The organism is Rodentibacter pneumotropicus DSM 21403 (genome assembly GCF_000379905.1).
Lineage (GTDB): Bacteria > Pseudomonadota > Gammaproteobacteria > Enterobacterales > Pasteurellaceae > Rodentibacter > Rodentibacter pneumotropicus.
Window position 1 is genome coordinate 156,835 of record NZ_KB904055.1, and the last position, 26,365, is coordinate 183,199.

General features: G+C 39.8%; 28 protein-coding genes and 1 rRNA gene. 12 read left to right on the forward strand and 17 right to left on the reverse strand.

The features are described from left to right. Nucleotides 1-28: 28 nt before the first annotated feature. The 5 genes from tsf to A3GE_RS0106855 form a co-directional block, all read right to left on the reverse strand. Nucleotides 29-880 (reverse strand): translation elongation factor Ts, encoded by an 852-nt coding sequence (gene tsf, locus A3GE_RS0106835; RefSeq protein WP_018356513.1) that lies wholly within the window; start codon nt 878-880, stop codon nt 29-31. A 135-nt stretch (nt 881-1,015) separates the two neighbouring features. Next, complete coding sequence (gene rpsB / locus A3GE_RS0106840) at nt 1,016-1,744, reverse strand: 30S ribosomal protein S2 (protein ID WP_018356514.1); 729 nt, start codon at nt 1,742-1,744, stop codon at nt 1,016-1,018. A 262-nt stretch (nt 1,745-2,006) separates the two neighbouring features. Continuing rightward, on the reverse strand, nt 2,007-3,131 hold the full coding sequence (locus tag A3GE_RS0106845) for an anhydro-N-acetylmuramic acid kinase (RefSeq protein WP_026215426.1): 1,125 nt from the start codon (nt 3,129-3,131) through the stop codon (nt 2,007-2,009). A gap of 1 nt (nt 3,132) precedes the next feature. Next, nucleotides 3,133-3,972 (reverse strand): CAF17-like 4Fe-4S cluster assembly/insertion protein YgfZ, encoded by an 840-nt coding sequence (ygfZ, locus tag A3GE_RS0106850; RefSeq protein ID WP_018356516.1) that lies wholly within the window; start codon nt 3,970-3,972, stop codon nt 3,133-3,135. A gap of 9 nt (nt 3,973-3,981) precedes the next feature. Beyond that, nucleotides 3,982-4,845, reverse strand: coding sequence for a YicC/YloC family endoribonuclease (locus tag A3GE_RS0106855; protein ID WP_018356517.1), 864 nt, complete (start codon nt 4,843-4,845; stop codon nt 3,982-3,984). A gap of 156 nt (nt 4,846-5,001) precedes the next feature. On the opposite strand from A3GE_RS0106855, the gene A3GE_RS0106860 reads away from it, so the two are divergent. After that, on the forward strand, nt 5,002-6,204 hold the full coding sequence (locus tag A3GE_RS0106860) for an aromatic amino acid transporter (RefSeq protein ID WP_018356518.1): 1,203 nt from the start codon (nt 5,002-5,004) through the stop codon (nt 6,202-6,204). Nucleotides 6,205-6,345: 141 nt separating this feature from the next. Here the strand turns inward: A3GE_RS0106860 and rpoD are convergent, their stop codons facing one another. The 3 genes from rpoD to rpsU form a co-directional block, all read right to left on the reverse strand. After that, nucleotides 6,346-8,241, reverse strand: a complete 1,896-nt coding sequence (gene rpoD, locus A3GE_RS0106865; protein WP_018356519.1) for an RNA polymerase sigma factor RpoD — start codon at nt 8,239-8,241, stop codon at nt 6,346-6,348. 65 nt (nt 8,242-8,306) lie between these two features. Then, the gene (dnaG, locus tag A3GE_RS0106870) at nt 8,307-10,091 is read right to left on the reverse strand and encodes a DNA primase (protein WP_018356520.1); all 1,785 of its coding nucleotides are present in this window, start codon (nt 10,089-10,091) and stop codon (nt 8,307-8,309) included. 134 nt (nt 10,092-10,225) lie between these two features. Further along, a complete protein-coding gene (gene rpsU, locus A3GE_RS0106875; RefSeq protein ID WP_018356521.1) occupies nt 10,226-10,441 on the reverse strand; it encodes a 30S ribosomal protein S21 in 216 nt (71 codons plus the stop codon). A 228-nt stretch (nt 10,442-10,669) separates the two neighbouring features. Between rpsU and tsaD the strand changes: the two genes are divergently transcribed. The 4 genes from tsaD to A3GE_RS0106895 are packed head-to-tail and all read left to right on the forward strand — an operon-like array spanning nt 10,670 to nt 13,795. Then, nucleotides 10,670-11,698: a tRNA (adenosine(37)-N6)-threonylcarbamoyltransferase complex transferase subunit TsaD gene (gene tsaD, locus A3GE_RS0106880; protein ID WP_018356522.1), complete on the forward strand. Its 1,029-nt coding sequence runs from the start codon at nt 10,670-10,672 to the stop codon at nt 11,696-11,698. Between the two features lie 8 nt (nt 11,699-11,706). Beyond that, entirely contained in the window at nt 11,707-11,940 is a 234-nt protein-coding gene (locus A3GE_RS0106885; protein WP_018356523.1) for a hypothetical protein, read from the forward strand. After that, entirely contained in the window at nt 11,940-12,521 is a 582-nt protein-coding gene (locus tag A3GE_RS0106890; RefSeq protein WP_018356524.1) for a thymidine kinase, read from the forward strand. The genes A3GE_RS0106885 and A3GE_RS0106890 overlap by 1 nt, the downstream gene beginning before the upstream one ends. A gap of 53 nt (nt 12,522-12,574) precedes the next feature. Further along, on the forward strand, nt 12,575-13,795 hold the full coding sequence (locus A3GE_RS0106895; protein WP_018356525.1) for an aromatic amino acid transporter: 1,221 nt from the start codon (nt 12,575-12,577) through the stop codon (nt 13,793-13,795). Between the two features lie 85 nt (nt 13,796-13,880). On the opposite strand, the gene A3GE_RS0106900 is transcribed toward A3GE_RS0106895, so the two are convergent. Continuing rightward, entirely contained in the window at nt 13,881-14,273 is a 393-nt protein-coding gene (locus tag A3GE_RS0106900) for a MerR family transcriptional regulator (protein ID WP_018356526.1), read from the reverse strand. Nucleotides 14,274-14,320: 47 nt separating this feature from the next. Then, nucleotides 14,321-14,977, reverse strand: coding sequence for a cation diffusion facilitator family transporter (locus tag A3GE_RS0106905; RefSeq protein WP_018356527.1), 657 nt, complete (start codon nt 14,975-14,977; stop codon nt 14,321-14,323). Between the two features lie 332 nt (nt 14,978-15,309). On the opposite strand from A3GE_RS0106905, the gene A3GE_RS0106910 reads away from it, so the two are divergent. Further along, nucleotides 15,310-15,696 (forward strand): YgiW/YdeI family stress tolerance OB fold protein, encoded by a 387-nt coding sequence (locus A3GE_RS0106910; RefSeq protein ID WP_018356528.1) that lies wholly within the window; start codon nt 15,310-15,312, stop codon nt 15,694-15,696. Between the two features lie 462 nt (nt 15,697-16,158). On the opposite strand, the gene A3GE_RS0106925 is transcribed toward A3GE_RS0106910, so the two are convergent. Then, nucleotides 16,159-16,560, reverse strand: coding sequence for a helix-turn-helix domain-containing protein (locus A3GE_RS0106925; RefSeq protein WP_018356531.1), 402 nt, complete (start codon nt 16,558-16,560; stop codon nt 16,159-16,161). A gap of 131 nt (nt 16,561-16,691) precedes the next feature. Here A3GE_RS0106925 and A3GE_RS0106930 point away from each other — a divergent pair, with 131 nt between their 5' ends. The 3 genes from A3GE_RS0106930 to A3GE_RS0106940 are packed head-to-tail and all read left to right on the forward strand — an operon-like array spanning nt 16,692 to nt 17,796. Beyond that, a complete protein-coding gene (locus tag A3GE_RS0106930; RefSeq protein ID WP_018356532.1) occupies nt 16,692-17,054 on the forward strand; it encodes a DUF805 domain-containing protein in 363 nt (120 codons plus the stop codon). A gap of 4 nt (nt 17,055-17,058) precedes the next feature. Further along, nucleotides 17,059-17,391, forward strand: a complete 333-nt coding sequence (locus A3GE_RS0106935) for a hypothetical protein (protein WP_018356533.1) — start codon at nt 17,059-17,061, stop codon at nt 17,389-17,391. A gap of 3 nt (nt 17,392-17,394) precedes the next feature. Next, nucleotides 17,395-17,796 (forward strand): hypothetical protein, encoded by a 402-nt coding sequence (locus A3GE_RS0106940; protein WP_018356534.1) that lies wholly within the window; start codon nt 17,395-17,397, stop codon nt 17,794-17,796. A 96-nt stretch (nt 17,797-17,892) separates the two neighbouring features. Here A3GE_RS0106940 and ligA read toward each other — a convergent pair whose 3' ends face one another. Then, nucleotides 17,893-19,899 (reverse strand): NAD-dependent DNA ligase LigA, encoded by a 2,007-nt coding sequence (ligA, locus tag A3GE_RS0106945; RefSeq protein ID WP_018356535.1) that lies wholly within the window; start codon nt 19,897-19,899, stop codon nt 17,893-17,895. 102 nt (nt 19,900-20,001) lie between these two features. Further along, complete coding sequence (gene zipA, locus A3GE_RS0106950) at nt 20,002-20,961, reverse strand: cell division protein ZipA (protein ID WP_018356536.1); 960 nt, start codon at nt 20,959-20,961, stop codon at nt 20,002-20,004. Nucleotides 20,962-21,109: 148 nt separating this feature from the next. On the opposite strand from zipA, the gene cysZ reads away from it, so the two are divergent. The 3 genes from cysZ (at nt 21,110) to A3GE_RS11870 (ending at nt 23,369) form a co-directional block, all read left to right on the forward strand. Continuing rightward, complete coding sequence (cysZ, locus tag A3GE_RS0106955) at nt 21,110-21,952, forward strand: sulfate transporter CysZ (RefSeq protein ID WP_018356537.1); 843 nt, start codon at nt 21,110-21,112, stop codon at nt 21,950-21,952. Between the two features lie 102 nt (nt 21,953-22,054). Next, nucleotides 22,055-23,002, forward strand: coding sequence for a cysteine synthase A (cysK, locus tag A3GE_RS0106960; protein ID WP_018356538.1), 948 nt, complete (start codon nt 22,055-22,057; stop codon nt 23,000-23,002). Between the two features lie 187 nt (nt 23,003-23,189). Further along, nucleotides 23,190-23,369, forward strand: coding sequence for a hypothetical protein (locus A3GE_RS11870; RefSeq protein ID WP_077584336.1), 180 nt, complete (start codon nt 23,190-23,192; stop codon nt 23,367-23,369). 40 nt (nt 23,370-23,409) lie between these two features. Here the strand turns inward: A3GE_RS11870 and hemN are convergent, their stop codons facing one another. The 4 genes from hemN to rrf form a co-directional block, all read right to left on the reverse strand. Further along, nucleotides 23,410-24,777 carry an oxygen-independent coproporphyrinogen III oxidase gene (gene hemN / locus A3GE_RS0106965; protein WP_018356539.1) on the reverse strand — a complete coding sequence of 456 codons (1,368 nt, stop codon included), beginning with the start codon at nt 24,775-24,777 and terminating at the stop codon, nt 23,410-23,412. Continuing rightward, nucleotides 24,777-25,223: a DUF2489 domain-containing protein gene (locus A3GE_RS0106970; protein ID WP_018356540.1), complete on the reverse strand. Its 447-nt coding sequence runs from the start codon at nt 25,221-25,223 to the stop codon at nt 24,777-24,779. The genes hemN and A3GE_RS0106970 overlap by 1 nt, the downstream gene beginning before the upstream one ends. A gap of 3 nt (nt 25,224-25,226) precedes the next feature. Next, complete coding sequence (gene yihI / locus A3GE_RS0106975; RefSeq protein WP_018356541.1) at nt 25,227-25,781, reverse strand: Der GTPase-activating protein YihI; 555 nt, start codon at nt 25,779-25,781, stop codon at nt 25,227-25,229. A 389-nt stretch (nt 25,782-26,170) separates the two neighbouring features. Beyond that, nucleotides 26,171-26,286: ribosomal RNA gene (gene rrf / locus A3GE_RS0106980) — 5S ribosomal RNA — on the reverse strand. Nucleotides 26,287-26,365: the final 79 nt, after the last annotated feature.

The window sequence follows — 26,365 nt, forward strand, 5'->3', positions numbered from 1 at the left end:
GCTTTTTTAATCTTTTAAAATAGAAGGATTAAGCGTTACCGCCAGTGATTTTCGCCACTTCTGCCGCAAAATCTTCTTCTACTTTTTCAATACCTTCACCCACTTCTAAACGAATGAAGTTAGACACTGAGGTATTAACTGATTTCAAGTAGTCGCCCACAGATTGAGAAGGATCCATTACGAACGCTTGACCAGTTAAAGAAACTTCACCGGTGAATTTCTTCATACGACCTTCAACCATTTTTTCTGCGATTTCTTTTGGTTTACCGGAATTAATTGCGATGTCGATTTGGATTTGACGTTCGTGTTCCACCACTTCGGCAGAAACATCTTCCGGATTGACGAACTCAGGTTTAGATGCAGCAACATGCATCGCAACTTTTTTCAATTCTTCAGCTGAACCTTCACCGGCAACTAATACACCGATTTTCGCACCATGTAAGTATTGAGCGATAACATTACCTTCTAAGTAAGCGACACGGCGAATTGTCATATTCTCACCGATTTTCGCTACTAATGCTGCACGTTTTTCTTCAAATTGTGCTTGTAATTGCTCAATAGTCGTTCCTTTATTCGCCGCAGCATAATCAGCTACTTCGTTAGCTAAATCTAAGAAACCAGCATCTTTTGCTACAAAGTCGGTTTCACAGTTCATTTCTACTAAGACACCGAAACCCGCTTCAACACGCGCAATAATAACGCCTTCAGCTGCCACACGACCCGCTTTTTTCGCTGCTTTTGCTTGGCCGGATTTACGCATATTATCGATCGCTAATTCAATATCACCGTTCGCTTCAACCAATGCTTTTTTACATTCCATCATACCTGCACCGGTACGCTCACGAAGTTCTTTTACTAATGCTGCTGTAATTTCAGCCATTTTTCCAATCCTCTGTCTGAAAGTGCGGTTATTTTTCACCGAACTTTTTAGATAAAAATACAGGGGCAATTTCTCGCCCCTGTGCCAATTAATCGTTTGATTAATAAGGGCTTTCGCCTTATTGCAAAACTTAAATTATTCTGCTTCCACCGCAGCCGCTAATTCTTCAGTAACCGCTGCTTCATTGCCACGACCTTCTTTTACTGCGGCAGCTGCTGCTGTTAAGTAAAGTTGAATCGCACGGGTCGCATCATCGTTACCCGGGATAACGAAATCAACGCCTGCCGGAGTAGAGTTGGTATCAACGATAGCAAATACAGGGATACCAAGATTATTCGCTTCTTTTACGGCGATATGTTCGTGGTCAGCACCGATTACGAATAACGCATCCGGTAAACCGCCCATATCTTTGATACCGCCAAGGCTTAATTCAAGTTTTTCCATCTCACGGGTACGCATTAACGCTTCTTTTTTGGTTAATTTATCGAAGGTACCGTCTTGAGATTGAGCTTCTAAATCTTTTAAACGTTTAATTGATTGACGTACTGTTTTCCAGTTAGTCAACATACCACCTAACCAACGGTGATTAACATAATATTGTTGACAGTCTAATGCTGCAGCTTGAACTGCTTCTGATGCCGCACGTTTTGTACCAACAAATAAAACTTTACCGTTATTGCTCGCAATACGGGTTAATTCCGCCAATGCTTCGTTAAATAAAGGTAAGGTTTTTTCGAGATTGATGATGTGAACACCGTTACGCGCACCAAAAATGAAAGGTTTCATTTGTGGATTCCAGTAACGAGTTTGGTGTCCGAAGTGTACGCCCGCGTTGATCATATCGCGCATTGAAACTTGTGCCATAATATTTTTCCTTTTAATTGGGGTTGAGCCTCCACATATCAGCTTATCGACCGTTTGGCACCCCGATGAAGCCTTGATGATATGTGTGTGTTATTTAAGTTAAAAATCTGCCCTTTTTTATGGAAAAAAGAGCGGTGCGATTTATACCATAAAGTGCGGTTAAATTCTAGTTTATTTTTATTTGGAAATAGGCAATCCGTGAATAAACTCATTCACAACGAATGACGATTTCTATGGGCTTAGATCATTCTGTCACCATTATTTAAGACATCGGAAAAATAGCACCTAATCCCACTGCACGTTGCGCACCGGTAACATCAGGTAAATTACCTGTTTGATGATTCATTCTTCGATAAGCCAGCCACGCAAAGGCAGCGGCTTCCACATAATCCGCATCCATACCAAATTCATTGGTCGTGTAAATTTCCCAGTTTGGTAAACTGTTTGCAAGGCGTTGCATAATGAATTTATTTTTCGCTCCGCCACCACAAACCAGCAGCCGTTTTGGTAAAGTCGTATCAATACTATTCAAACTTGCGGCAATACTGCTAACAGTAAACTCCACCAAGGTTGCCTGTATATCTTGTGGTAAAAGTGCGGTTGAATTTGTTGTAATATTTTGAATTTTTTGTTCTAACCAGGACAAATTAAATAATTCCCGCCCCGTACTTTTAGGTGGAGGTTGTCGGAAAAAAGACTCCTCTAACAAATTATCTAACAATACTTCATTGATCTGCCCTGTTGCCGCCCATTCACCATTTTTATCATAAGGTATGCCGAGATGTTTTTCGATCCACTGATCAAGTAACGTGTTCCCCGTGCCGGTATCAAATCCCATTACAGGCTGATTCGGAATCAATAAAGAGACATTGCTTATTCCCCCTATATTTAGCACTACGGTGGCATAATTCGGGTCAAAAAAAATAGCTTGATGAAATGCCGGCACAAGCGGTGCGCCTTGTCCGCCGAATGCCATATCTTTGCGGCGGAAATCCCCTACGGTGGTAATGCCGGTACGGGCGGCGAGCAAATTCATATCGCCGATTTGCATTGTGAAAGGAAATCGCCCCAGTGGTGAATGCCATATCGTTTGTCCATGGCAGCCGATGGCTTGAATCTGTTCCGCTAGGAGCTTCCTAGACTGTAAAAAATGGTTTACACAATCCACATAAAGAAGACCTAGTTGATGATCTAACATTCCCAACTGTTTCAGCGTCGTTTCACCTGATTGCACAAGTGTAGTAATTTTTTCACGCAAATCATTTGGCATAGGAGTAAAATCCGATGCCACCAATTTGGGTTTAGATAAACTAAAATCCACTAACGCAATATCTACGCCATCCAAACTCGTACCGGACATAATTCCGATATAATACTTTGCATTCATTTTAATTGAGTATATAAGGCAAAGGTTGAAGGGTCAGAATACAATCGTCTTTCGGCAAACGGAAGGTTTGAGTTGTCTTAATATCATTATTCATCACCACTTGTAACCACAGAACGCCATCAATATTAACCGCACTTATAATTGTACCGGTTTTACGCCAGTAGCTTTCAAGCTGCATTTCAATTTCACTACCGATTTCCGGTATTTCTTGAGTTTCACCTTTTAGAATGAACATCGCACGCTTGTTTGCACCACGATACTTGGCTCGTGCAACAGTTTCTTGCCCAATGTAACAACCTTTAGTAAAAGAAACTGCTTGCTCAATGGCTTGTAAATTCATTGCCTGAGGAATAAATTCATTTTGCATCGTTGCACTCAAATGGGGAATTCCGGCTTGTATATCGGCAATATCCCACTCTTTTTCATCGGCATTGAAAGTCACCGCCAATGAGGTTTCATTGAGTAAAATTGCTCGTTGTTCATCAATCTCCAGTGTGAAGTGCGGTTGAATTTTGCCACATTTTTCACCGATTACACCGACGATCTGCCAATCGTGTAAATAAAAGCTGACTTTAGAAAACACCGCATATTTTTTCAATGCTTCCAGCGCACTTGGTAATAAATCCTTTCTCACTAATAAAAAAAACTGTTCACTACTGACTTTCAATAAACGAAAAATTGCATTCACTTTCCCCTTCGGATCGCAATGTGCGGTGATCGTCGTTGCACCACTAGCCAATCCCACTACATCAGTAGTAAGTTGCCCTTGCAAATATTTTTCTGCATCTGTGCCCTGTGCTTCTATCAGTTGGTATTGATTCAGTTGAATAAATTGAGCCATCCCGTTCCCCTATTCTAAATTCTGAATTTGCTCACGCATTTGCTCGATTAATACTTTTAATTCAACCGCTGAGGCGGTGATATCAGCATTGATAGATTTAGATGCTAAGGTATTAGATTCACGGTTAAGTTCTTGCATCATAAAATCCAATTTACGCCCGACAGCTCCACCCTTTTTTAAGATATTAGCGGTTTCTTTTACGTGCATTTGCAGACGATCAAGCTCCTCTGCGACATCCACCCGTTGTGCCAATAAAACCATCTCCTGTTCGACACGCTGTGGATCAAGGCTAATTTTTGCTTCTTCAAAACGCTGTAATAAACGCTCGCGTTGCCATTGTAAAACTGCCGGCATTTGTGACCGCACTTTATCTGTCTCTATACCAATGGCATCTAAACGCTGCTGAATGATCGTTTGTAATTTCTCCCCTTCGCGACCACGCATGGCAATAAATTCTTTCAGCAGCTCATCAAAAGCACTCAATAAATCTTGGCTAATCGCATCTAAATCCTGTTCCTGTGCTTCTACTACACCGGGATAACGCAATACATCAGCTAAATTAATTTCTCCCTCGCCTGCCTGCTCTTTAATCCATTGCAAGGATTGAATCACTTGGCTTGCAAATTCCCGATTAATATTAAGTTCGCTGTTCGTTTGTTTTTTGCTTTCAATACGTAAAGAACATTCGATTTTACCACGCGTCAAATTTTGACGAAGTTTTTCACGTAAAGCATTTTCCAAGCCACGAAATTGTTCCGGTAATCGAAAGAAATTTTCCAAATAACGCTGGTTCACCGAACGAATTTCCCATACCGCATCACCCCAATCTTTTTTCAGTTCAAGGCGTGCAAAGGCGGTCATACTATAAATCATAAGAGCTCCCAATTTTATGTCTTAGTTGATTTATCGGTTATTGTAACGATAAAGCGTAATGAATTCTAAAAATATTTTTATAAATAAGAGGTTTACACAGTGTAAACTTTAAAATACAATCCTTGCAAATTTTAAGTTACACCCAAGGAAAGAAAAATGAACAAAACTGTTGGTAGCACGTTGCTGGTTTCCGGCACAATGATTGGAGCGGGGATGCTGGCAATGCCCCTTACCTCCGCCGGAATCGGCTTTAGTTTCACACTGGTTTTATTATTAGCACTCTGGGCATTACTCACTTTTACGGCTTTATTGTTTGTAGAGCTTTACCAAACCGCTGAAAGCGATGCAGGTATCGGTACACTGGCAGAACAATATTTCGGAAAATTTGGGCGTGTCGTTGCTACTGCGGTACTCATTATCTTCTTATATGCTTTAATTGCAGCATATGTTAGCGGTGGCGGTTCCTTATTAAAGGATTTATTGCCGGAAAGCTTTGGTAATAAAGTGAGTATCTTATTATTCACAATCGTTTTTGGGTCATTTATTGTGATCGGTACACATAGTGTTGATAAAATTAATCGCCTACTATTTTTTGTGATGCTTGCTGCCTTTATGGTGGTACTCGGATTAATGTTACCGGAAATTAAGATGGATAATTTATTAGCCATGCCAATCGATAATGCGCTGATCATTTCAGCCAGTCCTGTATTTTTTACTGCTTTCGGTTTCCACGGTTCTATTCCAAGTTTGAATAAATACTTAGGTGGAAATGTGAAAGCATTACGCATTTCGATTTTAGTCGGTTCGGGCATTACTCTTGGCGCCTATATTTTATGGCAACTTTCCACCCACGGCTTACTCACTCAAAATGAGTTTTTACAGATATTAAAAGAAGATGCCACACTAAACGGCTTGGTAAAAGCGACACTTGCCATCACGGGTAGTAATGTGATCACAAGTGCGGTCAAATTATTCTCCACTTTAGCTTTGGTGACATCTTTCTTAGGTGTAGGGTTAGGTTTATTAGAATGTATCGAGGATTTATTAAAACGATCCTTTAATATTTCCACAGGGCGAATTTCCCTTGGCTTACTCACGTTTGTTCCACCACTTGCTTTCGCCTTATTCTATCCGGAAGGTTTCATCTTGGCATTAGGTTATGCCGGTCAAATGTTTGCTTTTTATGCCGTGGTATTACCGGTCAGCCTTGTATGGAAAGCCCGTCGCATTCACCCATCGCTTCCATACCGCGTGTGGGGAGGAAATTTAACCTTGTTTGTTGTACTCGTACTTGGTGTGCTGATTACGTCTATTCCCTTTGCAATCCGTGCCGGTTATCTACCTTTTGTCGTAGGTTGATAAAACAAAGTGAAATTCGACCGCACTTTTAGTCTTATTTCAGCACCTCAAATTAAATTTGGGGTGCTATTTTATTTTTATTAGTAAAGAATATTTATAAAAAAGGCAACCTTCCGGTTGCCTTTTATCGTTTCAATAAGTTTAATTATGCATCCAAGCATCTAAGAAACTACGCAGGATCTCTGAGCGACTTGGATGACGAAGTTTACGTAAAGCTTTTGCTTCAATTTGGCGAATACGTTCACGCGTTACATCAAATTGTTTACCTACTTCTTCAAGGGTATGGTCAGTATTCATATCGATACCGAAACGCATACGTAACACCTTTGCCTCGCGTGGTGTTAATCCCTCCAATACATCTTGTATCGCCACTCTCAAGCTCTGAGCAGTAGCAGAATCTAACGGTGATTCAAGCGTACTATCCTCAATAAAATCACCTAAATGTGAATCATCGTCATCACCGATTGGCGTTTCCATAGAAATCGGTTCTTTAGCAATTTTCAATACCTTACGAATTTTATCTTCCGGCATTCCCATACGATCCGCCAATTCTTCAGGTGTCGCTTCACGCCCCATTTCTTGCAACATTTGGCGAGAAATACGATTCAGTTTATTGATGGTTTCAATCATATGAACCGGAATACGAATAGTACGCGCCTGATCCGCAATAGAACGTGTAATGGCTTGGCGAATCCACCAAGTTGCATAAGTGGAAAATTTGTAACCGCGGCGGTACTCAAATTTATCCACAGCTTTCATCAAACCAATATTACCTTCTTGAATCAAATCCAAAAACTGCAAACCACGGTTGGTATATTTTTTAGCGATAGAGATAACCAAACGTAAGTTTGCTTCTACCATTTCTTTTTTCGCACGGCGTGCCTTTTGTTCACCACGTGCCACCGCATCACAAATTGTACGCATCTGTTGGATCGTCAATTTTGAGTTTTCTTCAAATGTCACTAAATTTGCAAGGGCTTGGCGAACACGCTCTTCATATTTTGTTAAACGCTTCGCCCATGGCTTGGATGATTTCAACGCTTTATCCAACCAAGCATCATTGCTTCCGAACTTAATAATAATGGTTTCAAATTCATCTTTCGGCATACCTGCAATATCAACCAATACTTTTTGTAATTGGCGTTCTTCGGCACGCACACGTTTCATAATGTTTTTTATTGATAAAACGAGCTGATCAAATTGTTTCGGGACAAGACGGAATTGTTTAAAAATCTCGGCAAGTATAAGCACTTGCTCCTGTGCCTTTTTATGGTTACGACCATATTTAGTAATTGCATCAAGCGTTTTTGTGTGTTGCTCTTTTAATGCTGTAAATTTTTCACGCGCAACTTCTGGGTCAATACTGTTATCCGAATCGCTCTTATCTGAAGCGGAATCCCCTTCATCTTCTTCCTCTTCACTATCATCCACATCGCTGTTTGCGCCATAGTTTTCTTCGTCTTCATCAAAGTCTTCCGATAGTTCAGGCGTATCTTCTTCTGTCGCATTCGGATCTACAAAACCGGTAATAAGATCGGCAAGTCGAACCAGCCCTTCTTCCACTTGATCATATTGTGCCAATAAATCCGAAAGCGCTTCCGGATAAGCCGCGATTGAAGTTTGAACTTCATCAATACCTTCCTCAATGCGTTTAGCAATGCTGATTTCATCTTCACGGGTCAGCAAATCTACCGTCCCCATTTCTCGCATATACATACGAACAGGATCGGTTGTACGACCAATTTCAGATTCAACATTCGACAGAATTTGTGTGGCTTCTTCCACTGCATCTTCATCCGGAATGGTATCGTTTAAGATCATGTCATCACTTTCCGGCGGTTCATCCAACACCGGAATACCTGCATCATGTTGCAAGGTTTGTAACAATTTATCGTAATATTCTGGGTCAATCACATCTTCCGGCAATAAGTCATTAATTTCCGCATAGGTTAAATAACCTTGCGTACGACCTAATTCCATTAGTTGTTCAATTTGCTCTGAATATTGTTCAGCAGTAGATTGTTGGTTTTGTTCCATTTTCATACTCGTGTCGCATTATTTTGTGGATGAATTTTTCGCTTAAGCGAAGGATTTTATCATTGTTACTGGGGATTAACTAACTGTTTTTTCTGTTCTTCTTTACTTGTAAGTAGTGTGACGAGCAATTGTCTCTCCTGTTCGGTTAATCCTTCAGATCGTTCTTTAGCAATGAGCATTTCAATATCCCGCTCAATAGCCTGAATGTTTAAACGACGATAATTTTGTGAAAAAGCATTAATAATTTCCGTATCATCTAGTAAATGCTCCCATGTTGCCAGAATTTCAAGGGCTCGATAATATTCTGTATCACGGAAATGTTCCAGAATTTGCCCAATTGTAATTCCTTCCCGTGTTTGGCAAAGTGCGGTCAATTTTTCCAATAAATCGTAGCCGGCTTCCGCCCGTAATGCCATGAGACCGGATTCGGTAATCCGGTTAACCAAATGCGTATTTTGCAATAAAAGCGAAATTAGCACACGCATTGGCGTTTGTTTCATTTTAGGCTGCGAGTCAGCACTCGTTGCCCTATGGTTTTCCACTTGTTTAGGAATTAGACTTTCCAGTTGTGATTCGTCAAAAATCCCTAATTTTTGAGCCAATGTATTGCGTAAAGATAAACGCAATGCTTCACCCGGAATTTGTCGAATCAACGGTGCAGCAAGTGCTACTAACTTTCCCCGTCCCTCTTTAGTAGAAAAATCCACTTGTGGATTTAAATGAGCAAACAAAAATTCTGTGAGTGATTGCGCACCTTCGATATATTCTTCAAATTTCGCTTTACCGTATTGACGAATGTAGGTATCAGGATCTTCTCCATCGGGCAAAAAAATAAATTTAATTTGTCGCCCGTCTTCTAAATAAGGTAAAGCATTTTCCAATGCACGCCATGCCGCATCTCGCCCAGCTCTGTCACCATCATAACAACAGATAATCTGTTCTGTTGATCGGAAAAGCAGCTGAATTTGTTCCGATGTTGTTGAAGTACCGAGAGAGGCAACCGCATAATCCACGCCGAACTGAGCCAACGCCACAACATCCATATAGCCTTCAACCACCAGCAATTTCTGCGGTTCATCATTCATCTGTAACGCTTCATATAAACCGTAAAGTTCACTACCTTTATGATACGTAATAGTTTCCGGCGAGTTTAAATATTTAGGCTTTTCATCACCCAAAACACGCCCACCGAATGCTACCGTACGCCCACGCTTATCCCGAATAGGAAACATAATCCGATTACGGAATTTATCATAAATATTGCCACGATCATTGCGTGAAAGCATACCGAGATCGAACAATTTTTGCTGTTCTTCACGATTTACAGCAAACTTGCGTAGAACGCTATCCATCACATTCGGTACAAAACCGATTTGGAATCGTTCAATTATCTCGGCTGAAAGCCCGCGCTGTTGTAAATAGCTTTGTGCCGGAATATTCAAGGGTAACTGCGTTTGGTAGAATTTAGCAATTTCTTGCATTAATTCATATAGATTACGTTTAGTCTGATAACTTGCTTGTGGTCGTTGATTAGCTGAACCATTACGTTTTTCATAAGGCACTTCCAATCCTGCCATTGCCGCAAGTTCTTCAATGGCTTCGACAAATTCTAATTTGTCATAATCCATCAAAAAGGAAATCGCGTTACCGTGAGCACCGCAGCCGAAGCAATGGTAAAACTGTTTTTTTTCACTCACAGTAAAAGACGGCGTTTTTTCGTGGTGGAAAGGGCAACAAGCTTGGTAGTCCCGCCCGGCCTTCTTGAGCTTTATACGAGAATTAATCACATCAATAATATTGGACTTTGTCAGCAAATCGTCAATAAACGGGCGTGGAATTAAGCCTTTCATCGCTTTTGCCTCCTTGAATATGATGTGAAAGTGCAGTTAATTTTTGGGGTATTTTTTACATTATTTGAAATGTAACAAAACCGTGATGCCAAAGGAATCACGGTTTGCGTTAACTCGAGTTAAAATACTACAAATTAGTATAAACGGGTGTTTCGCGCATTTTCACGAGCGTTACGTTTAGCGTGACGTTTCGCAAGTGTTGCTTTTTCACGTTTACGAACTGTTGTTGGTTTTTCGTAGAATTCACGAGCGCGAACTTCCGCCAGGATACCCGCTTTTTCGCAAGAGCGTTTGAAACGACGTAAAGCTACGTCAAATGATTCGTTTTCACGTACTTTAATTACAGGCATAAGCCAATCACCTCAATGAGTTTAATTTAATTGCAATTTTAAATTTTATTTCTGCCGCAAATGCGACAAATTCAATAAAGGTCGCAATTCTAATCTACTTTTAGGGCAAAAGTAAAGTGGAGAATTTTCAACCTTGTTGAATTTCGTAGTTTCAACTGGCTAAAAACAGCTAAACAAGGTAAAATCACGCCTCATTTTAGAAAGTTAGAAAGTAAATTAATAACATCAATGAAGATTTTGGGAATTGAAACCTCCTGTGATGAAACGGGGGTGGCAATTTATGATGAAGAAAAAGGCTTAATTGCAAATCAACTTTACACACAAATCGCACTTCACGCCGACTATGGTGGTGTAGTGCCGGAACTTGCCTCACGCGATCATATCCGCAAAACAGCACCGCTCATTCAAGCAGCCCTAGCCGAAGCAAATTTAACCGCCGATCAAATTGATGGGGTGGCCTACACCAGTGGACCGGGGCTTGTGGGCGCATTACTGGTCGGCTCGACTATTGCCCGCGCTCTTGCTTATGCGTGGAATGTGCCGGCAATCGGGGTACATCATATGGAAGGTCATTTACTTGCACCAATGTTAGATGAAAACCGACCGCACTTTCCCTTTATCGCTTTATTAGTTTCGGGCGGGCATACCCAACTAGTACAAGTAGAGGGTGTGGGAAAGTACAACGTCATTGGCGAATCCATTGACGACGCAGCTGGTGAAGCCTTTGATAAAACTGCTAAATTGCTCGGCTTAGATTATCCCGGCGGTGCTGCATTGTCCCGTTTAGCCGAAAAAGGCTCACCAAGCCGCTTTAACTTTCCTCGCCCAATGACGGATCGTCCGGGGTTGGATTTTAGCTTTTCCGGTTTAAAAACTTTTGCTGCCAATACGGTCAATCAAGCTATAAAGGAAGAAGGAGAACTAACGGCACAAACCAAAGCGGATATTGCTTATGCGTTTCAAGATGCGGTGATTGATACATTGGCGATCAAATGCAAACGAGCCTTAAAGGATACGAGTTATCAGCGTCTAGTCATCGCCGGTGGTGTAAGTGCAAACAAAAAATTACGTGAAACCTTAGAAAAAATGATGAAAGATTTAAAAGGCGAAGTATTCTATCCTCAACCTCAATTTTGTACTGACAATGGTGCAATGATTGCCTACACCGGTTTTTTACGTTTGAAACAGGGTCAGTATGATGAATTGGAGATAGAGGTTAAACCTCGTTGGCCAATGACTGAACTTTCAACAATTTAAGGAAAAACATGATAGATATTAAATTCCGAGCCATGCGTGCTGCCGGTATTGCTTGCTTTACTGTATTAGTCATAATTGGCATATGGGTTTTTACTACACCAAGTGATGAAATTGTTAATCTCCTCACTCTAGTCGGTCAGCAAGTAGGCGGCGGAACCACTTACGGCACTTTTTTGCTCTCCGCTTTGCCTCCTTTTACCGGTTTCTTGGTTTACCACATTTGGAAATGGGTAATTAAATAATGGCAAAATTATATTTTTATTATTCCACTATGAATGCCGGTAAGTCCACTACCTTACTGCAATCCTCCTATAACTACCGTGAACGCAATATGAATACGCTGGTTTATACGGCAGCCATTGATGATCGTTTTGGAGTGGGAAAAGTGACTTCCCGTATCGGCATTTCTCAAGAGGCGAGTTTATTTAATGCCGGTACCGATTTATTTCATGAAATTAGCCAACATTTACAACAGGAAAAAATTCATTGCGTGCTGATTGACGAAGCCCAATTTCTCACCAAACCACAGGTATATCAGTTGAGTAATGTCGTTGATAAGCTTGACATCCCTGTGTTGTGCTACGGGTTACGCACCGATTTCCAAGCAGAATTATTTGAAGGGAGTAAATACTTGCTCGCTTGGGCGGATCAATTGGAAGAACTTAAAACCATTTGTTATTGCGGACGTAAAGCGAATTTTGTCCTTCGTCTCACTGAAGAGGGTGATGTCGTAAAAGAGGGCGAACAAATCCAAATTGGCGGAAATGATACCTACCTTTCCGTCTGCCGCTATCATTACAAAGAAAAGTGCGGTCAAATTTAACCACGTTTTTAACGCCATTTTAAAACACAACATAGAAATATAAGGTCAGTGTTATGCTAAAAAATAAAACTTTCGGAAGTGCCTTAATTATCGCCGGAACAACCATTGGTGCAGGAATGCTTGCCATGCCGTTGACGTCGGCAGGAATGGGCTTTGGTTACACGGTATTATTACTTATAGGGCTTTGGACCTTACTTGTTTATAGCGGATTGCTATTTGTCGAAGTGTACCAAACCGCAGATCAACTTAATGATGGCGTAGCAACATTGGCAGAAAAATATTTTGGCGTACCCGGACGTATTCTCGCTACGTTGAGTTTGTTGATTTTGCTTTATGCACTTTCGGCAGCATATATTACCGGCGGCGGTTCTTTACTTTCAGGCTTACCCACTGCATTTGGTATGGAAGCCATGTCACTTCAAACGGCGATTATTCTTTTCACCGTCGTACTGGGTTCTTTTGTCGTGATTGGCACAAAGGGGGTCGATGGCATCACACGACTATTATTCATCGGTAAATTACTCGCTTTCGCTTTTGTGTTATTTATGATGCTACCAAAAGTAGCAACAGATAATCTTATGGCTCTCCCTCTTAATTACGCCTTTGTCATTTCTGCCTCACCGATTTTTTTCACCTCTTTCGGTTTCCACGTCATTATGGCAAGTGTGAACAGTTATTTAAACGGCAACGTTCGCCAATTCCGAAAAGCGATTCTTATCGGAACGGCTATTCCTCTCTTTGCCTATTTAGTATGGCAACTCGCTACCCATGGCGTATTGAGCCAAAGTGAATTTGTACGGATCTTACAAGCAGAGCCAACATTAAACGGTTTAGTCAATGCAGTGCGAGAAATCACCGGCTCAAATATGATGGGGGAAGTGGTGCGTATTTTTTCTGCTCTTGCACTTATCACCTCGTTTCTTGGCGTTATGCTTGGTGTTTTTGAGGGATTAGTCGATTTATTCAAACGTTATCATTTACCGCACAATCGTCTATCACTAACCGTTACTGCATTTACCCCGCCATTGGTATTTGCGTTATTTTACCCAGAGGGCTTTATCTCCGCCTTAAGTTATGCCGGTCTATTATGTGCTTTTTACTGCTTGATTTTACCTATCGGTTTAGCTTGGCGAACCCGTCAAGTCAGTCCTAATCTTCCCTATCGGGTGATGGGTGGAAACCTCGCATTAACGGCAGCATTAATTATAGGTATTATAATTATGGTGATTCCGTTCTTGATTCAAGCAGGCTATTTACCGGCAGTTGCAGGATAAAGTGTGGTCAATTTTTCGTAGATTTTTATTGTTAAAAAAGGAAACCCCAAATAATGGGATTCCTTTTTACTTTATAAAACATTCATCAAAAATTGAGCTTGCCTTCCAATCCTGCTATTGCCTTACACTCCGCTTCGCTATGCTCTTCCGCTGTTGCAATAGATTGTAAAAACGTTTTGATTTCCAATAGCTGAGTAATTTTTTCTTCCACTTGTGAAAGCTGTTTTAACACAATTTGATCAGCTTGATAATGATCGGCTAAACCGAATTTCAAACGGTTCAGTCCACGAATCTCCTCTAGTGAAAAACCTAACGTACGGCATTTCTTGATAAAGTTTAGCAATGTAACACTTTCCTCATCATAATGACGATAACCGTTTGTCGCCCGTTTGGGTTCGGGCAAAATCCCCTGTTTTTCGTAATAACGAATGGTTTCAAGGTTTACTCCGGTACGAAGGCTTAATTCATTGACTTTCATTGCATTCCTCAACTTACCTTTGATACAGTTTTAGCGAATAACATTATTTAATGATCGTGATTTTCCACTGAAAAATTTTCAGAATTATCACGCAATGCTTTGAATGCCTGACATACTACGGATACGCCACTACGTAATACCAATAAACTCAAGATGACACTCGCCACTACATCAACCCATTGCCAATTTAGCAAGTATGCACTTAATCCTGCCACAATCGCCACCACCGAACCGAATAAATCAGCCAAGACGTGCAAATACGCCGCACGGACATTCAAATTATCCTGATTACTTTTAAGCATTATCCACGCCACTAAAATATTCACTAAAAGCCCCACAACCGCGACACTCAACATTGGCAATGCAATCATTTCTGTCGGCGATTGCCAACGTTCTACGGCTTCCAATAAAATCCAAATTGCCACACCAATTAATGAAGCGCCATTTAATAAGGCAAACCATTTTTGCCATTTCACACTTAAAAAGAGTGCAATTAACGCTAACATAAGCGACAAACTGTCATTCGCCATATGCCCCGCATCTGCCATTAAGGCAAGGCTGTTAAAAAAATAACCACCTAAAAATTCCACCACCATATAACCTGTGATAATCAACAAACTGATACCCAGAATTTTTTTATCTTTCGGCGTGTGTGAATGTTGATGTTCACTATGTAGATCTTTTTTTACAAAAGTATTTTCCATGATAAACCCTTTTTCATTATTTAATTTGACGCAAGTGTAAAGTCCGTAGTGAGTACAGGGTCAAGAAATTTTTATAAAATGTAAAACATTCACAAAATTAACCGCACTTCAAAGGATACATTGACGTGATTTTTCATTTTCAAAACCTTTACCTCCCTTAACCTTTGCTTAAGATTTCTTTGTTTTAATACACACATCGGAAGGCAAACAAGCAATTCGATATTCACTAAATATAGGGAGCTTAAGAAAAGATTAAGATTTAAATGATTTAATACGCTCGAAAGCAATTCTTTCACTCAATCTGATAATTATTCTATTTAGGAGAACAAACTATGAAAAAATTACTGACCGTTACCACTATCGCATTATCCTCGATCGCCGTTTGTGGCGCTGCCTTAGCACAAGGATTTAACAATGGTTCAGCCTCACAAGTGCAACAAGGTTTCGTTAATGAAAATGCGGTTGTTAAAACCGTTTCCGATGCACTAAAAGCCAACGATGACACACCTGTTCGTTTAGAAGGGCAAATTGTAAAACAATTGGGTAAAAAAGACTTTATTTTTAAAGACGGCATCGGTCAAGAAATTCAAATTGAAATCGATAAAAAAGTGTGGAACGGCATCACAGTGAATCCTCAAGATCAGATCCAAATCATCGGAAAAGTGGATAAAGAATGGAACAACACGGAAATTGACGTAAAACAAGTTATTAAAAAATAATGATAAAACCAACCGCACTTTACAAAGTGCGGTTAATAATAAAGCTATTTTTACACAAGGAGAAAAAATGAAAAATTTAGCAAATATGACGGATTTAATGCAACGAATTGATCAGCTGAAACTTACCGCAATTGAAGAGCAAGAAGCGTTAGCAAAATTTTTAAATGAACAATAACAAAAAGCGGAAACCGGCATCGCGTCACAAGAATTAGAGGCTATTAGCCGACACATTCAACAACTATTCGGTACGGAAAAAGCAACAAAAGCCGGCTTATTGGCAAAATTCAAACGCCGTATTTACCAACGTTTCGGTAAACAAATCAGCGCCTCAAAAGAATGTTTGGCAAAACAACTTGAACGTGGCACAATCAAATTACGGGCGTAAATTTTTGCTATAAAATATAGAAAATCAGACTTCTGACAAATCACAGTAAAAAATCTACCTTCAAAGAAGGTGGATTTTCATTTTTTTAGGGATTCAATCAATTGATTTAGAAGAGCGAGTTCACGTTTTTGGCTTTCAATAATATCTTCTTTATGAGCCAATAATTCGTCTTTATGAAAAATAATTTGTTGTAGGCGTTGGACTTCATCACTGCTATTACCCAGAGAAATAAAAGAATTAGTCAGATTGTTATCCGTATTGTTGATATATATTTTTCCCTCTTCCCCATACGCCAATAATTCGCAAATATCCATATCGAATACTTCGGCAATTTGTTCAATACGAGGTAAATTAGAAATGGTTTCGCCTCGCTCAATTTTGGCATAGCCTTTCGTCGTCATGCTTAATTTTTGAGCCATTTCTTCTTGCGTCCATTGACGATCTTCTCTGAGTAGTTTGATTTTTTCATTTACTTTCATATTGCACCACAACTATTGGGGGTAAAGGATCTTAACTGGGGAGGTAAAGGATAAACTCTGTGGATTGTAGCATTTTTTGAGCTCCTTTAAAATAAAGCCTCTTTTTAACCAACCTTTTATGGAGATTTTATATGAACTGGTATCTTTCGGTACTAAAAAATTATGCAACCTTTAGTGGTCGGGCAAGACGTAAAGAATATTGGATGTTTACTCTATTCAATTTCATTATTTATATAGTTTTAACGATTCTTGATGGAGCTTTGGGTTTAGTTAATTATGAAACCGGTTTCGGTGTTCTAAGCGGATTATATACCCTCGCTGTACTTATTCCTGGTCTTGCTGTTTTAGTTAGACGCTTACACGATACTAATAGAAGCGGTTGGTGGGTATTGATTAGTTTTGTACCATTAATTGGCTTAATAGTTTTACTCGTCTTTGCGTGCTTAGATAGTCAAAAGGGCGATAACAAATACGGCGCTTACCCTAAAGGATAATATCATGAAAAAATTAACATTCTTGGTTTCTACCCTTATAGCGACTTTTTTATTATCCGGCTGCTTAACACAAGATCTTCCTAAATGCGATGAGAAGGATGTTAAATCTCTTTTAAGCCAAATTATCAATGAACTTCTTGAAGAGAAGGGAGAAGAAGCAAAATTTATTTCCAGTAAGAATATTATTGAAAAAGGTCTTAATAAGGAAAATAAAATTAGAGTATGCTCCGCAGATATAATGCTTTCAAACGCCTTGGAAGAAACTATCATTTATAATATAAAATGGCAGAATGAGAAAAAAGGTATGTATGAAGTCAGTGTTCTTGATAACGAATAGTGAGTGGCTAAAATGAAGAAAATATTAGCTCTTGCTCTGTGTTTATTTTCTATTTATTCACATGCGGAATCAAATACTTCACGTTATCTGAAAAAGCTTCCTAAAAAATGTTATGCAAAACATATTATAAGAGAAATTTCTTTATTAAATCCTAATTGGCTTGAATTGGAGTTCAGACAACAATTTAATGAGAGTTACATCAATAACTATACTTATTATCTTCCTCAGGAAGTCGTCGATATAAAAAATGTTGAAACGGTTAAAAGGGATAATAAGCAATTAGTTTGTCATGCAGACTTAGTCACTGACAAAGGTTCGCAACCTTATACAATCACCTTCAGTGAAAATTCAGTTGGGCAAATTATTGTCAGTTATAATATGCAACTCTTTTATGAACCCAATTAGCCGAAATAATAAAATACCGCACTTTACCATCAAGACAAAGTGCGGTGATTTTTTGAGGCGTTTTTTAAGTAAAAGTTAAATTTTCTCGGTTAAACATTAAATCTGTGCCAGAAATTCCTCTTCCGTCAGTATCGATACACCCAATTCCTGCGCCTTCGTCAGTTTTGAACCTGCGGCTTCGCCGGCGATAAGGAAATCCGTTTTGGCGGAGACCGATCCGCTGACTTTTGCGCCCATTTCTTGTAATAAGGCTTTCGCTTCGTTGCGTCCCATTTGGGTGAGGGTGCCGGTGAGGACGATGGTTTTGCCTTTGAATGGATTGTCTTTCACTTCTTTGATTTCCACCGTTTCCCAATGTACCCCCTGTTCAAGAAGGTCTTTCACTACTTCGACATTATGAGGTTCACGCCAGAATGCCAAAATGCGGTTAGCCACAACTTCCCCCACATCCGGTACTTGTTGGAGCTGTTCAAAATCGGCATTCTGTAAGGCTTCAAGGGTTTTAAAATGATTGGCTAAATTTAATGCCGTGGCTTCGCCCACTTCGCGAATCCCCAAAGCAAAAATAAAACGGGCGAGAGTGGTATGTTTAGCTTTTTCGAGGCTGTTTAAGGCATTTTCCGCTGATTTTTTTCCCATTCGTTCTAGGCGGGTCAAAGTATTAAGATCAAGTTTGAACAAATCAGCAGGCGTATGAATCAACTCACGATCCACTAGCTGCTCAATCAATTTTCCGCCTATGCCATCAATATCCATGGCTTTGCGTGAAACAAAATGTTTTAAGGCTTCTTTCCGTTGTGCTTCGCAGAATAACCCGCCGGTACAACGCGCCACGGCTTCACCTTCAATACGAATAATCTGTGAATCACACACCGGGCAATTTGTCGGGAAAACAATCGGTTTGGCATTTTCAGGGCGACGCTCACGCAAAACACCAATAATTTGTGGAATCACATCACCGGCACGGCGAACAATCACCGTATCGCCAATGGCAATATCTAAACGTGCAATTTCATCACCATTGTGTAAGGTTGCGTTACTTACCGTAACACCTGCGACAAATACCGGTTCAAGTTTTGCCACCGGTGTAATTGCACCTGTGCGTCCCACTTGGAATTCCACATCATTTAATACCGTTAATTCTTCTTGTGCCGGAAATTTATAGGCGATCGCCCAACGGGGGGCTTTGGAAATAAAACCCAGTTCATTTTGTAGGACAATATCATTAATTTTTAACACGGTGCCATCAATATCATAGCCAAGCTTGCTACGTTTATTTTGCATAGCGTGATAAAACGCCAACACTTCTTCAGCATCATGGCAAAGACGGATTTCCGGATTTATTGGAATACCAATAGATTTTAGCCATTGTAAACGTTCATAGTGGGTAGAAGGTAAATCCACACCTTCTGCAATGCCGACACTGTAAGCATTTAATACGAGTGGGCGCTTACTGGTGATTTTCGGATCGAGCTGGCGTAGCGATCCCGCTGCGGCATTGCGCGGATTGGCAAAGGTTTTCTCGCCGTGTTCAAGGGCGTGTTCATTCAAACGCTCAAACCCTTCATGAGGCATAAATACCTCGCCCCGCACTTCTAATCGTGCTGGTGGATTTTCAGTCAATAACTGCAAAGGGATATTACGAACGGTACGAATATTTAATGTAATATCCTCGCCCGTTGTACCATCGCCACGGGTTGCCGCTTGGGTCAGCACACCGTCTTCATACAAAATGCTCACAGCAAGTCCATCAAGTTTGGGTTCTGCACAAAATGTGAGAGGCGAAGATGACTCCCCTAACCTATCTTCAATACGCTTTACAAAGGCATAAAATTCCTCATCGGAAAAAGCATTATCCAAAGAGAGCATGGGAATTTCATGACGGATTTGACGAAAAGCGGAAAGCGGTTTAGCGCCGACACGTTGAGTAGGAGAATCAGAAGTCACTAACTCGGGATTCTCCAATTCTAAGGCTTTGAGCTGATGAAAAAGGCGATCATATTCGCTATCCGGCACACTTGGATTATCCAAAACGTGATATTCATATTCGTATTGACGCAGGGTTTTGCGTAGATTGTTAATCTGGGTTTGAATGTCAGTCATAAAATTCTCAATGAAAAATGACCGCACTTTTTAAGATTTTACACAATAAAGGCGAACCCGATGTTCGCCCAAATTAAAAGTGCGGTTGAAAATAAATCTATTTTATACACGTTCAAGATAACGTTGCTCTTGGTAATCATCAAAGATTTTCTCATCTTCGGTGAGTACTGTTCCACCTAAATCTTCTGCAAGGGTTTTAGCTGCGCGGATCATTAATTTAAGGTTGGCGAGATCGCTCCCCGGAGAAGGCAATTTCATAAATAGTACTATGCCAATGGTGCTAAATTCCGTGTTATATGGGTTAAAACTGCCGTCATCCTGTAAATTTGCTACGCTGAATAACGTTGGACTTGCCACACTTAAATCAAAATGGCGGTGATACATATTGTGATCACCAAAAATAAAGCCCAAATTTTCAAGGCATTGTATTAATTTTAAACCGTTAAATTCACGATACTGTGGTGAAACAACATAAAGCTGAATATAACCGGAGGTTTGTTTTTCCGTGTTTACGTCTTGTGTTCGTGCTTCATTAAAATGCACGGTAGATTTTACCTCATCCAACTCCCCCAATGACATTTGCGAAAGCTGTTCCCGCAATTCTGGCGAAGAAGAATTAATCCCTTCAAAGTCATTGATTTGAGATTGTGTTTCCAGTTGTTCAAGCGTCATATTTGCAGGATTTTGCTTAGGTACAGCCGGGTTCATTTCATATTCTACACGAACAGGTTCAGGTGCAGGTTCAACATTTGGAATGGAAATTTTAATATCATCGACCGTGCACTCGGTTTCACGGTAATCCACCGGTGATATTGATTGCTGCTGTTCAAAGGATTGTTGCTGCACCTTTTGAGCCACCTCGGATGAAGGCGTATCTTGAATCACCGATTCAGATAATGTTTGTTGTTCTCGACTATGCTGTTCTTGAGTAAAAGTGCGGTTAAATGTTGTCGAGTTTTTAAAATACTTTGATTTCTCACGGTGATTTGACCATAATCCGTGTGCAACAAGGGCAACGAGTGCCAGCACCCCTAAAATAATCAAAATTGTATTCAGATCCATTTTTGCTCCTTAACAGGCAATAAAACTGAACTAATGCTACCATATTTTAAAGGGTGAAAAAACAGAACTCATCGGGAATTTAACGGCGAAAATACTGTCAAAATCAACCACTCTTCTTGAGTTTATTGATACATCAAAAGGAAAAACAATGATTAATCAACAAGAAATCAAATCGGGATTCCATTATTTTGTGATGGGATGGCATTTTATTACACAAAAAGGGCTGCGCCGTTTTGTCATTATGCCTATTTTACTCAATATCGTTTTACTGACAGCTTTACTTTGGTTACTGGTTTCACAAATTAGTTCAATGATTGATTGGATGATGACTTTCGTACCGGATTGGCTTGGTTTTCTAAGCGTTATTTTACTCGTACTTTCTATCGGTATGATTTTGTTACTATTTTATTTTATGTTTACCACGCTTTCCGGTTTTATTGCCGCCCCCTTTAACGGATTACTGGCGGAGAAACTGGAAAAAATGCTAACAGGAGAAGCGATTAATGATAATAATTTGTTAGATGTAATGAAAGACGTACCACGTATGCTACGCCGTGAGTGGCAAAAATTGTGGTATAGCTTGCCTAAAATTATCGGCTTATTCTTGCTCAGTTTTATTCCTGTTGTTGGGCAAACCATCGTACCGGTTTTAACGTTTTTATTTACCGCATGGATGATGGCAATTCAATATTGTGACTATCCTTTCGACAATCATAAAATCTCTTTTAATGTAATGAAAAACGCCTTAGGCGAACAACGCTCACAAACCCTAACCTTCGGCGGATTGGTGACTTGTTGCACCTTTTTACCTGTGGTGAATTTAGTGATTATTCCCGTCGCTGTCTGTGGTGCGACGGTGATGTGGGTAGAAAACTATCGTGATCGTTTACGTTTTGATATGAATTTTAACTACCGCCGTGGCAACGCCTCCACAGAAATGGTGACCAGTAGTACCGATATTCGCACAAACAATAACCAAATTGTGAAATAGCATTTGGTTATAAAGTAGATCAAATAACTATTTTTTTAATCTCATCGTCGGTGCTATAACTGCGCCATTAGTAATATTAAATCATTTTCACAGGGGATAAACATGACAATTTATGCAGATAATTCTTATACGATTGGTAACACACCGCTTGTACGCTTAAAACACTTCGGTAACGGTAATATCGTGGCAAAAATTGAAGGAAGAAATCCAAGTTTTAGCGTGAAATGCCGTATTGGTGCCAATATGGTATGGCAAGCGGAAAAGGACGGGATTCTCACCAAAGACAAAGAAATTGTGGATGCTACCAGTGGTAATACCGGTATTGCACTCGCTTATGTGGCTGCCGCACGTGGCTATAAAATCACCCTCACTATGCCAGAAACGATGAGTTTGGAGCGTAAACGCCTATTACGCGGTCTAGGCGTAAATCTTGTATTGACCGAAGGGGCAAAAGGAATGAAAGGCGCAATTTCAAAAGCAGAAGAAATTGTTGCCTCTAATCCGAATCGTTATGTGATGCTGAAACAATTTGAAAACCCAGCGAACCCTCAAATCCACCGAGAAACAACCGGTGCGGAAGTTTGGAAAGATACGGAAGGGAAAGTTGATGTGGTGGTTGCCGGTGCCGGTACAGGGGGGACAATCACAGGCGTTTCCCGTGCTATCAAACTGGATTTTGGTAAGGCGATTACCTCTGTGGTGGTCGAGCCAAGCGAATCCCCTGTGATCACTCAAACCCTAGCCGGTGAAGAAATCAAACCAGGCCCACACAAAATTCAGGGTATCGGCGCTGGATTCGTGCCGAAAAATTTAGATTTATCCTTAATTGATCGTGTGGAAACCGTTGATAGTGATACCGCCATTGCCACTGCACGCCGCTTAATGGCAGAAGAAGGAATCTTGGCGGGGATTTCCTCCGGTGCTGCTGTTACCGCGGCTGACCGTATTGCAAGATTACCTGAATTCAAGGATAAACTTATTGTGGTAATTCTTCCATCCGCTTCGGAACGCTATCTCAGTACTGCTTTATTTGAGGGTATTGAAGCTTAATACAAGCCTTATCAATCACAAAAGTGCGGCTAAAAATAGCCGCATTTTTTATGGAGATAAAATGCACATAAAAATGACCGCTCTTTTGTAGAAATAGATAACCATGTTCGGTTTTGTAAAAATCAGAATATTCTTTCACAAATAATGGCGTACCAAAAAGTAATCAGCAAAAGAGAAGATTGGTATTGTGCGAATTACTGTTCCAAACTGGCTAATTAACGACGAGATTTTCATAAAATTATTGACCGTACTTTCACCTTATCCTGATCTGATTATCGACTGGTGTGATGATATGAGCAAACTGGATACCGTTATTCAAGTATTTAGAATACTGGAAGAAATTCTAAAAGAGTTTTTTTACAGATAAGTAAAAAGAAAAATGCCACCAAAACCGGTGGCATTTAGCGTTAAATAATTCTTGAAAATTGTTGGCGTTTTGCAGCCGCACGAGAATAAGTATCAAAGCACAAACAAATATTCCGAATGAGTAACCGCCCTTTAGGTGAAACCATTAACCCTTGCTCAGTTAGACTTATTAATTCATCGTCAACCAAAGGTTGGAGCAACACTAAATCTTCAGCAAAATGCTCCCTAAAACGGAGATTATATTGTCTCTCTATTGGCTCAAAGTCCAATTTAAAATTACAAATTAACTGCTTAATGACATCCCGACGTAAGCAATCCTCTTCCGATAATTCAAGCCCTTTATGCAGTGCATTGCCGTTCTCTTCAACTAAAGCATAATAGGTTTTGAGATCTTTTTCATTTTGTGCATAAGTATCCCCTAACAAACTAATAGAAGAAACACCCAAACCAAGCAGATCACATTCCTCTTGCGTTGTATAACCTTGGAAATTACGATGTAGAACGCCTTTTTCCTGCGCAATCGCCAATTCATCATAAGGCTTTGCAAAGTGGTCCATACCAATAAATTTATAACCAGCATCCCCTAAGGTCTCGATTGTTTTCTGTAAAATGGTAAGTTTAGTTTCCGGCTTAGGCAATTGTTCTTCTTTAATTTTTGCTTGTCCGGGTACACGACTCGGCAAATGCGCATAATTAAAAATACTTAAACGATCAGGGTTTAGTTCAATCACCTTTTTCAAGGTAAACATAAAACTATCTACATTTTGTAACGGTAAACCATAAATTAAATCAAGATTTGTTGATTGAAATCCTAGCTCACGCGCACGTTTCAATAAAGCTGCAATAAAGTTTTCATCCTGCTCACGATTGACCGCTTTTTGCACCTCTTTATTAAAATCCTGTACTCCCATGCTCATTCGATTAAAACCAATCTCACGTAAATGATCAAGCATTGAAAGTTCGATTTTACGAGGATCTATCTCAATAGAAATTTCCGCATTATTCTCAATCGTAAAATGCGTTTTTAACATTTTCATTAAACGTGCTGACTGTGCTTCACTTAAATACGTCGGCGTGCCTCCCCCCCAGTGAATTTGCGTCACAACCCGATGTTTAAACAATTGAGCACGAGAAATTATTTCTTTTTCAAGATAATCGAGATAAACATCTGCTTTATGTTGATGGCGGGTAATCACTTTATTACAAGCACAGAAATAACAAAGCTGATGGCAAAAAGGAATATGTACATAAAGGGAAAGAGGACAATTCGGATATCGCTCAGCGGCTTTGAGGAAATCTTGGTTAGTATATTTCTCATGAAATTCTAATGCCGTCGGATAAGAGGTATAACGAGGGCCTGATTGGTTATATTTTTGTATAAGTTGGTTATCCCAAATAATCTCAGACATTAAAGCACTCCAAATTTTTTCACATCATCAAGTAATTGTGACAATTCTTCCAATATTTCTTGCTCAAACTTAGCCTCAGCACTTTCACGTTTAAGGTCAAGACGCATTCTTTCTTGCTTTTCAAGTGCCTTTCTAGCATCATGCGTCGGCATATCTTGCACAATCTCATAAAGTTGCATCATGGCAGGATAAGGCTGCAAATTTTTGCCGAAAGGCATTAGCAACATAGCAAGACGAATCACCCCTTCAGAATGGTTGCATTCTTTACTTTTCATCGCTCTTGCAATAGTTTCGATACTTTCCTTTAACCGCGTTGTTCTCTGCATTTTAGCTTGTAAAAAAGCTTGTTTCTGCTGTTTCAATTTTTTCAACAAACACAATGCATACCAAGATAAAGCAGAAATAACAAAAGTTCCAAGTAAACCTAAAATAATTATCCAAATCATCTTTTATCTAAATTGCTCAATATTAATTTTCTCAAAAGTACGGTATAAATCATCGTCGTTTTCTTCTTCATCTTCAATACCGAGTTCTTCCATTAATTCTGCAATACGATCCAAACATTCATTAACAAATTGTTGATCTGCTTTACTGATAGTTTTGCCTTCTTCCAGCATATCCAACAATTCATTAAGAATCTCATTATTTTCTAGATTCTCCAGCTCTAGCATTGGATCTGATTTTTTCACTGGTTTCATCACCGGAATAACCTGCCCTTTTTCCGGTTTATTCACAAATTCCACAACTAAAGGGATTTTCTTTTTACTCCCAATCTTCGGGTCCTTAATGTCTTGTTGAGCATTATTTGATTTATTTTCGACCGCACTATGGCGTGAACCTGAAACCAAACCTTTATGTTTGCGTTTTTTCTTATTCTCACGAGCTTTGGCATCAAGCTCATAGCGAGTGAGTTTTTTCCCCGATTTCGGCATTTCAGGTTTTTTATCCACTTTACGCATCGGCATAACATCAGTAATTCGGCGTGTTTTTTTCTTTCGAGCCATTGAAATATCTATCCTTCTAATAAAATTTGGTGGATTGTATCACTTGAGAATATTTTTCTCATTAATAAATGATATAACTTATCCCTATTCTTTTAATATCCAATTTTTTCTACTAAAAACCCCTTATTTAATCCAACATGAGTGTTGAATCTATCAAAAACTAAGAAAGACGATCAATACTATGAATTCAATGATTAAAAGTGCGGTCTATTTTTGTTGAGTTTTTTATGATTTAAATGATAGTAGATATCATGGACTGGAATTAGTTTAGCTCAGTAGGCTATCCGTAAATCACGATAAAGCTCTTTACCTCTGCTCCACACATATAACATATAGCCAAAAGCAAAATCCCCCAAATCTCTCGATTCAGGGGATTCCTTAATAATAAAACCTGGCGGTGCCCTACTCTCACATGGGGAAACCCCACACTACCATCGGCATTACAGCGTTTCACTTCTGAGTTCGGGATGGATTCAGGTGGGTCCACTGCACTCTCGCCGCCAAGATAATTCTTCAATAACGTCTAATTTGTCTTTTCTTTTAGTTCTTTGTTCTCTCGGTCACAAGCTGATTACTTTATTTAT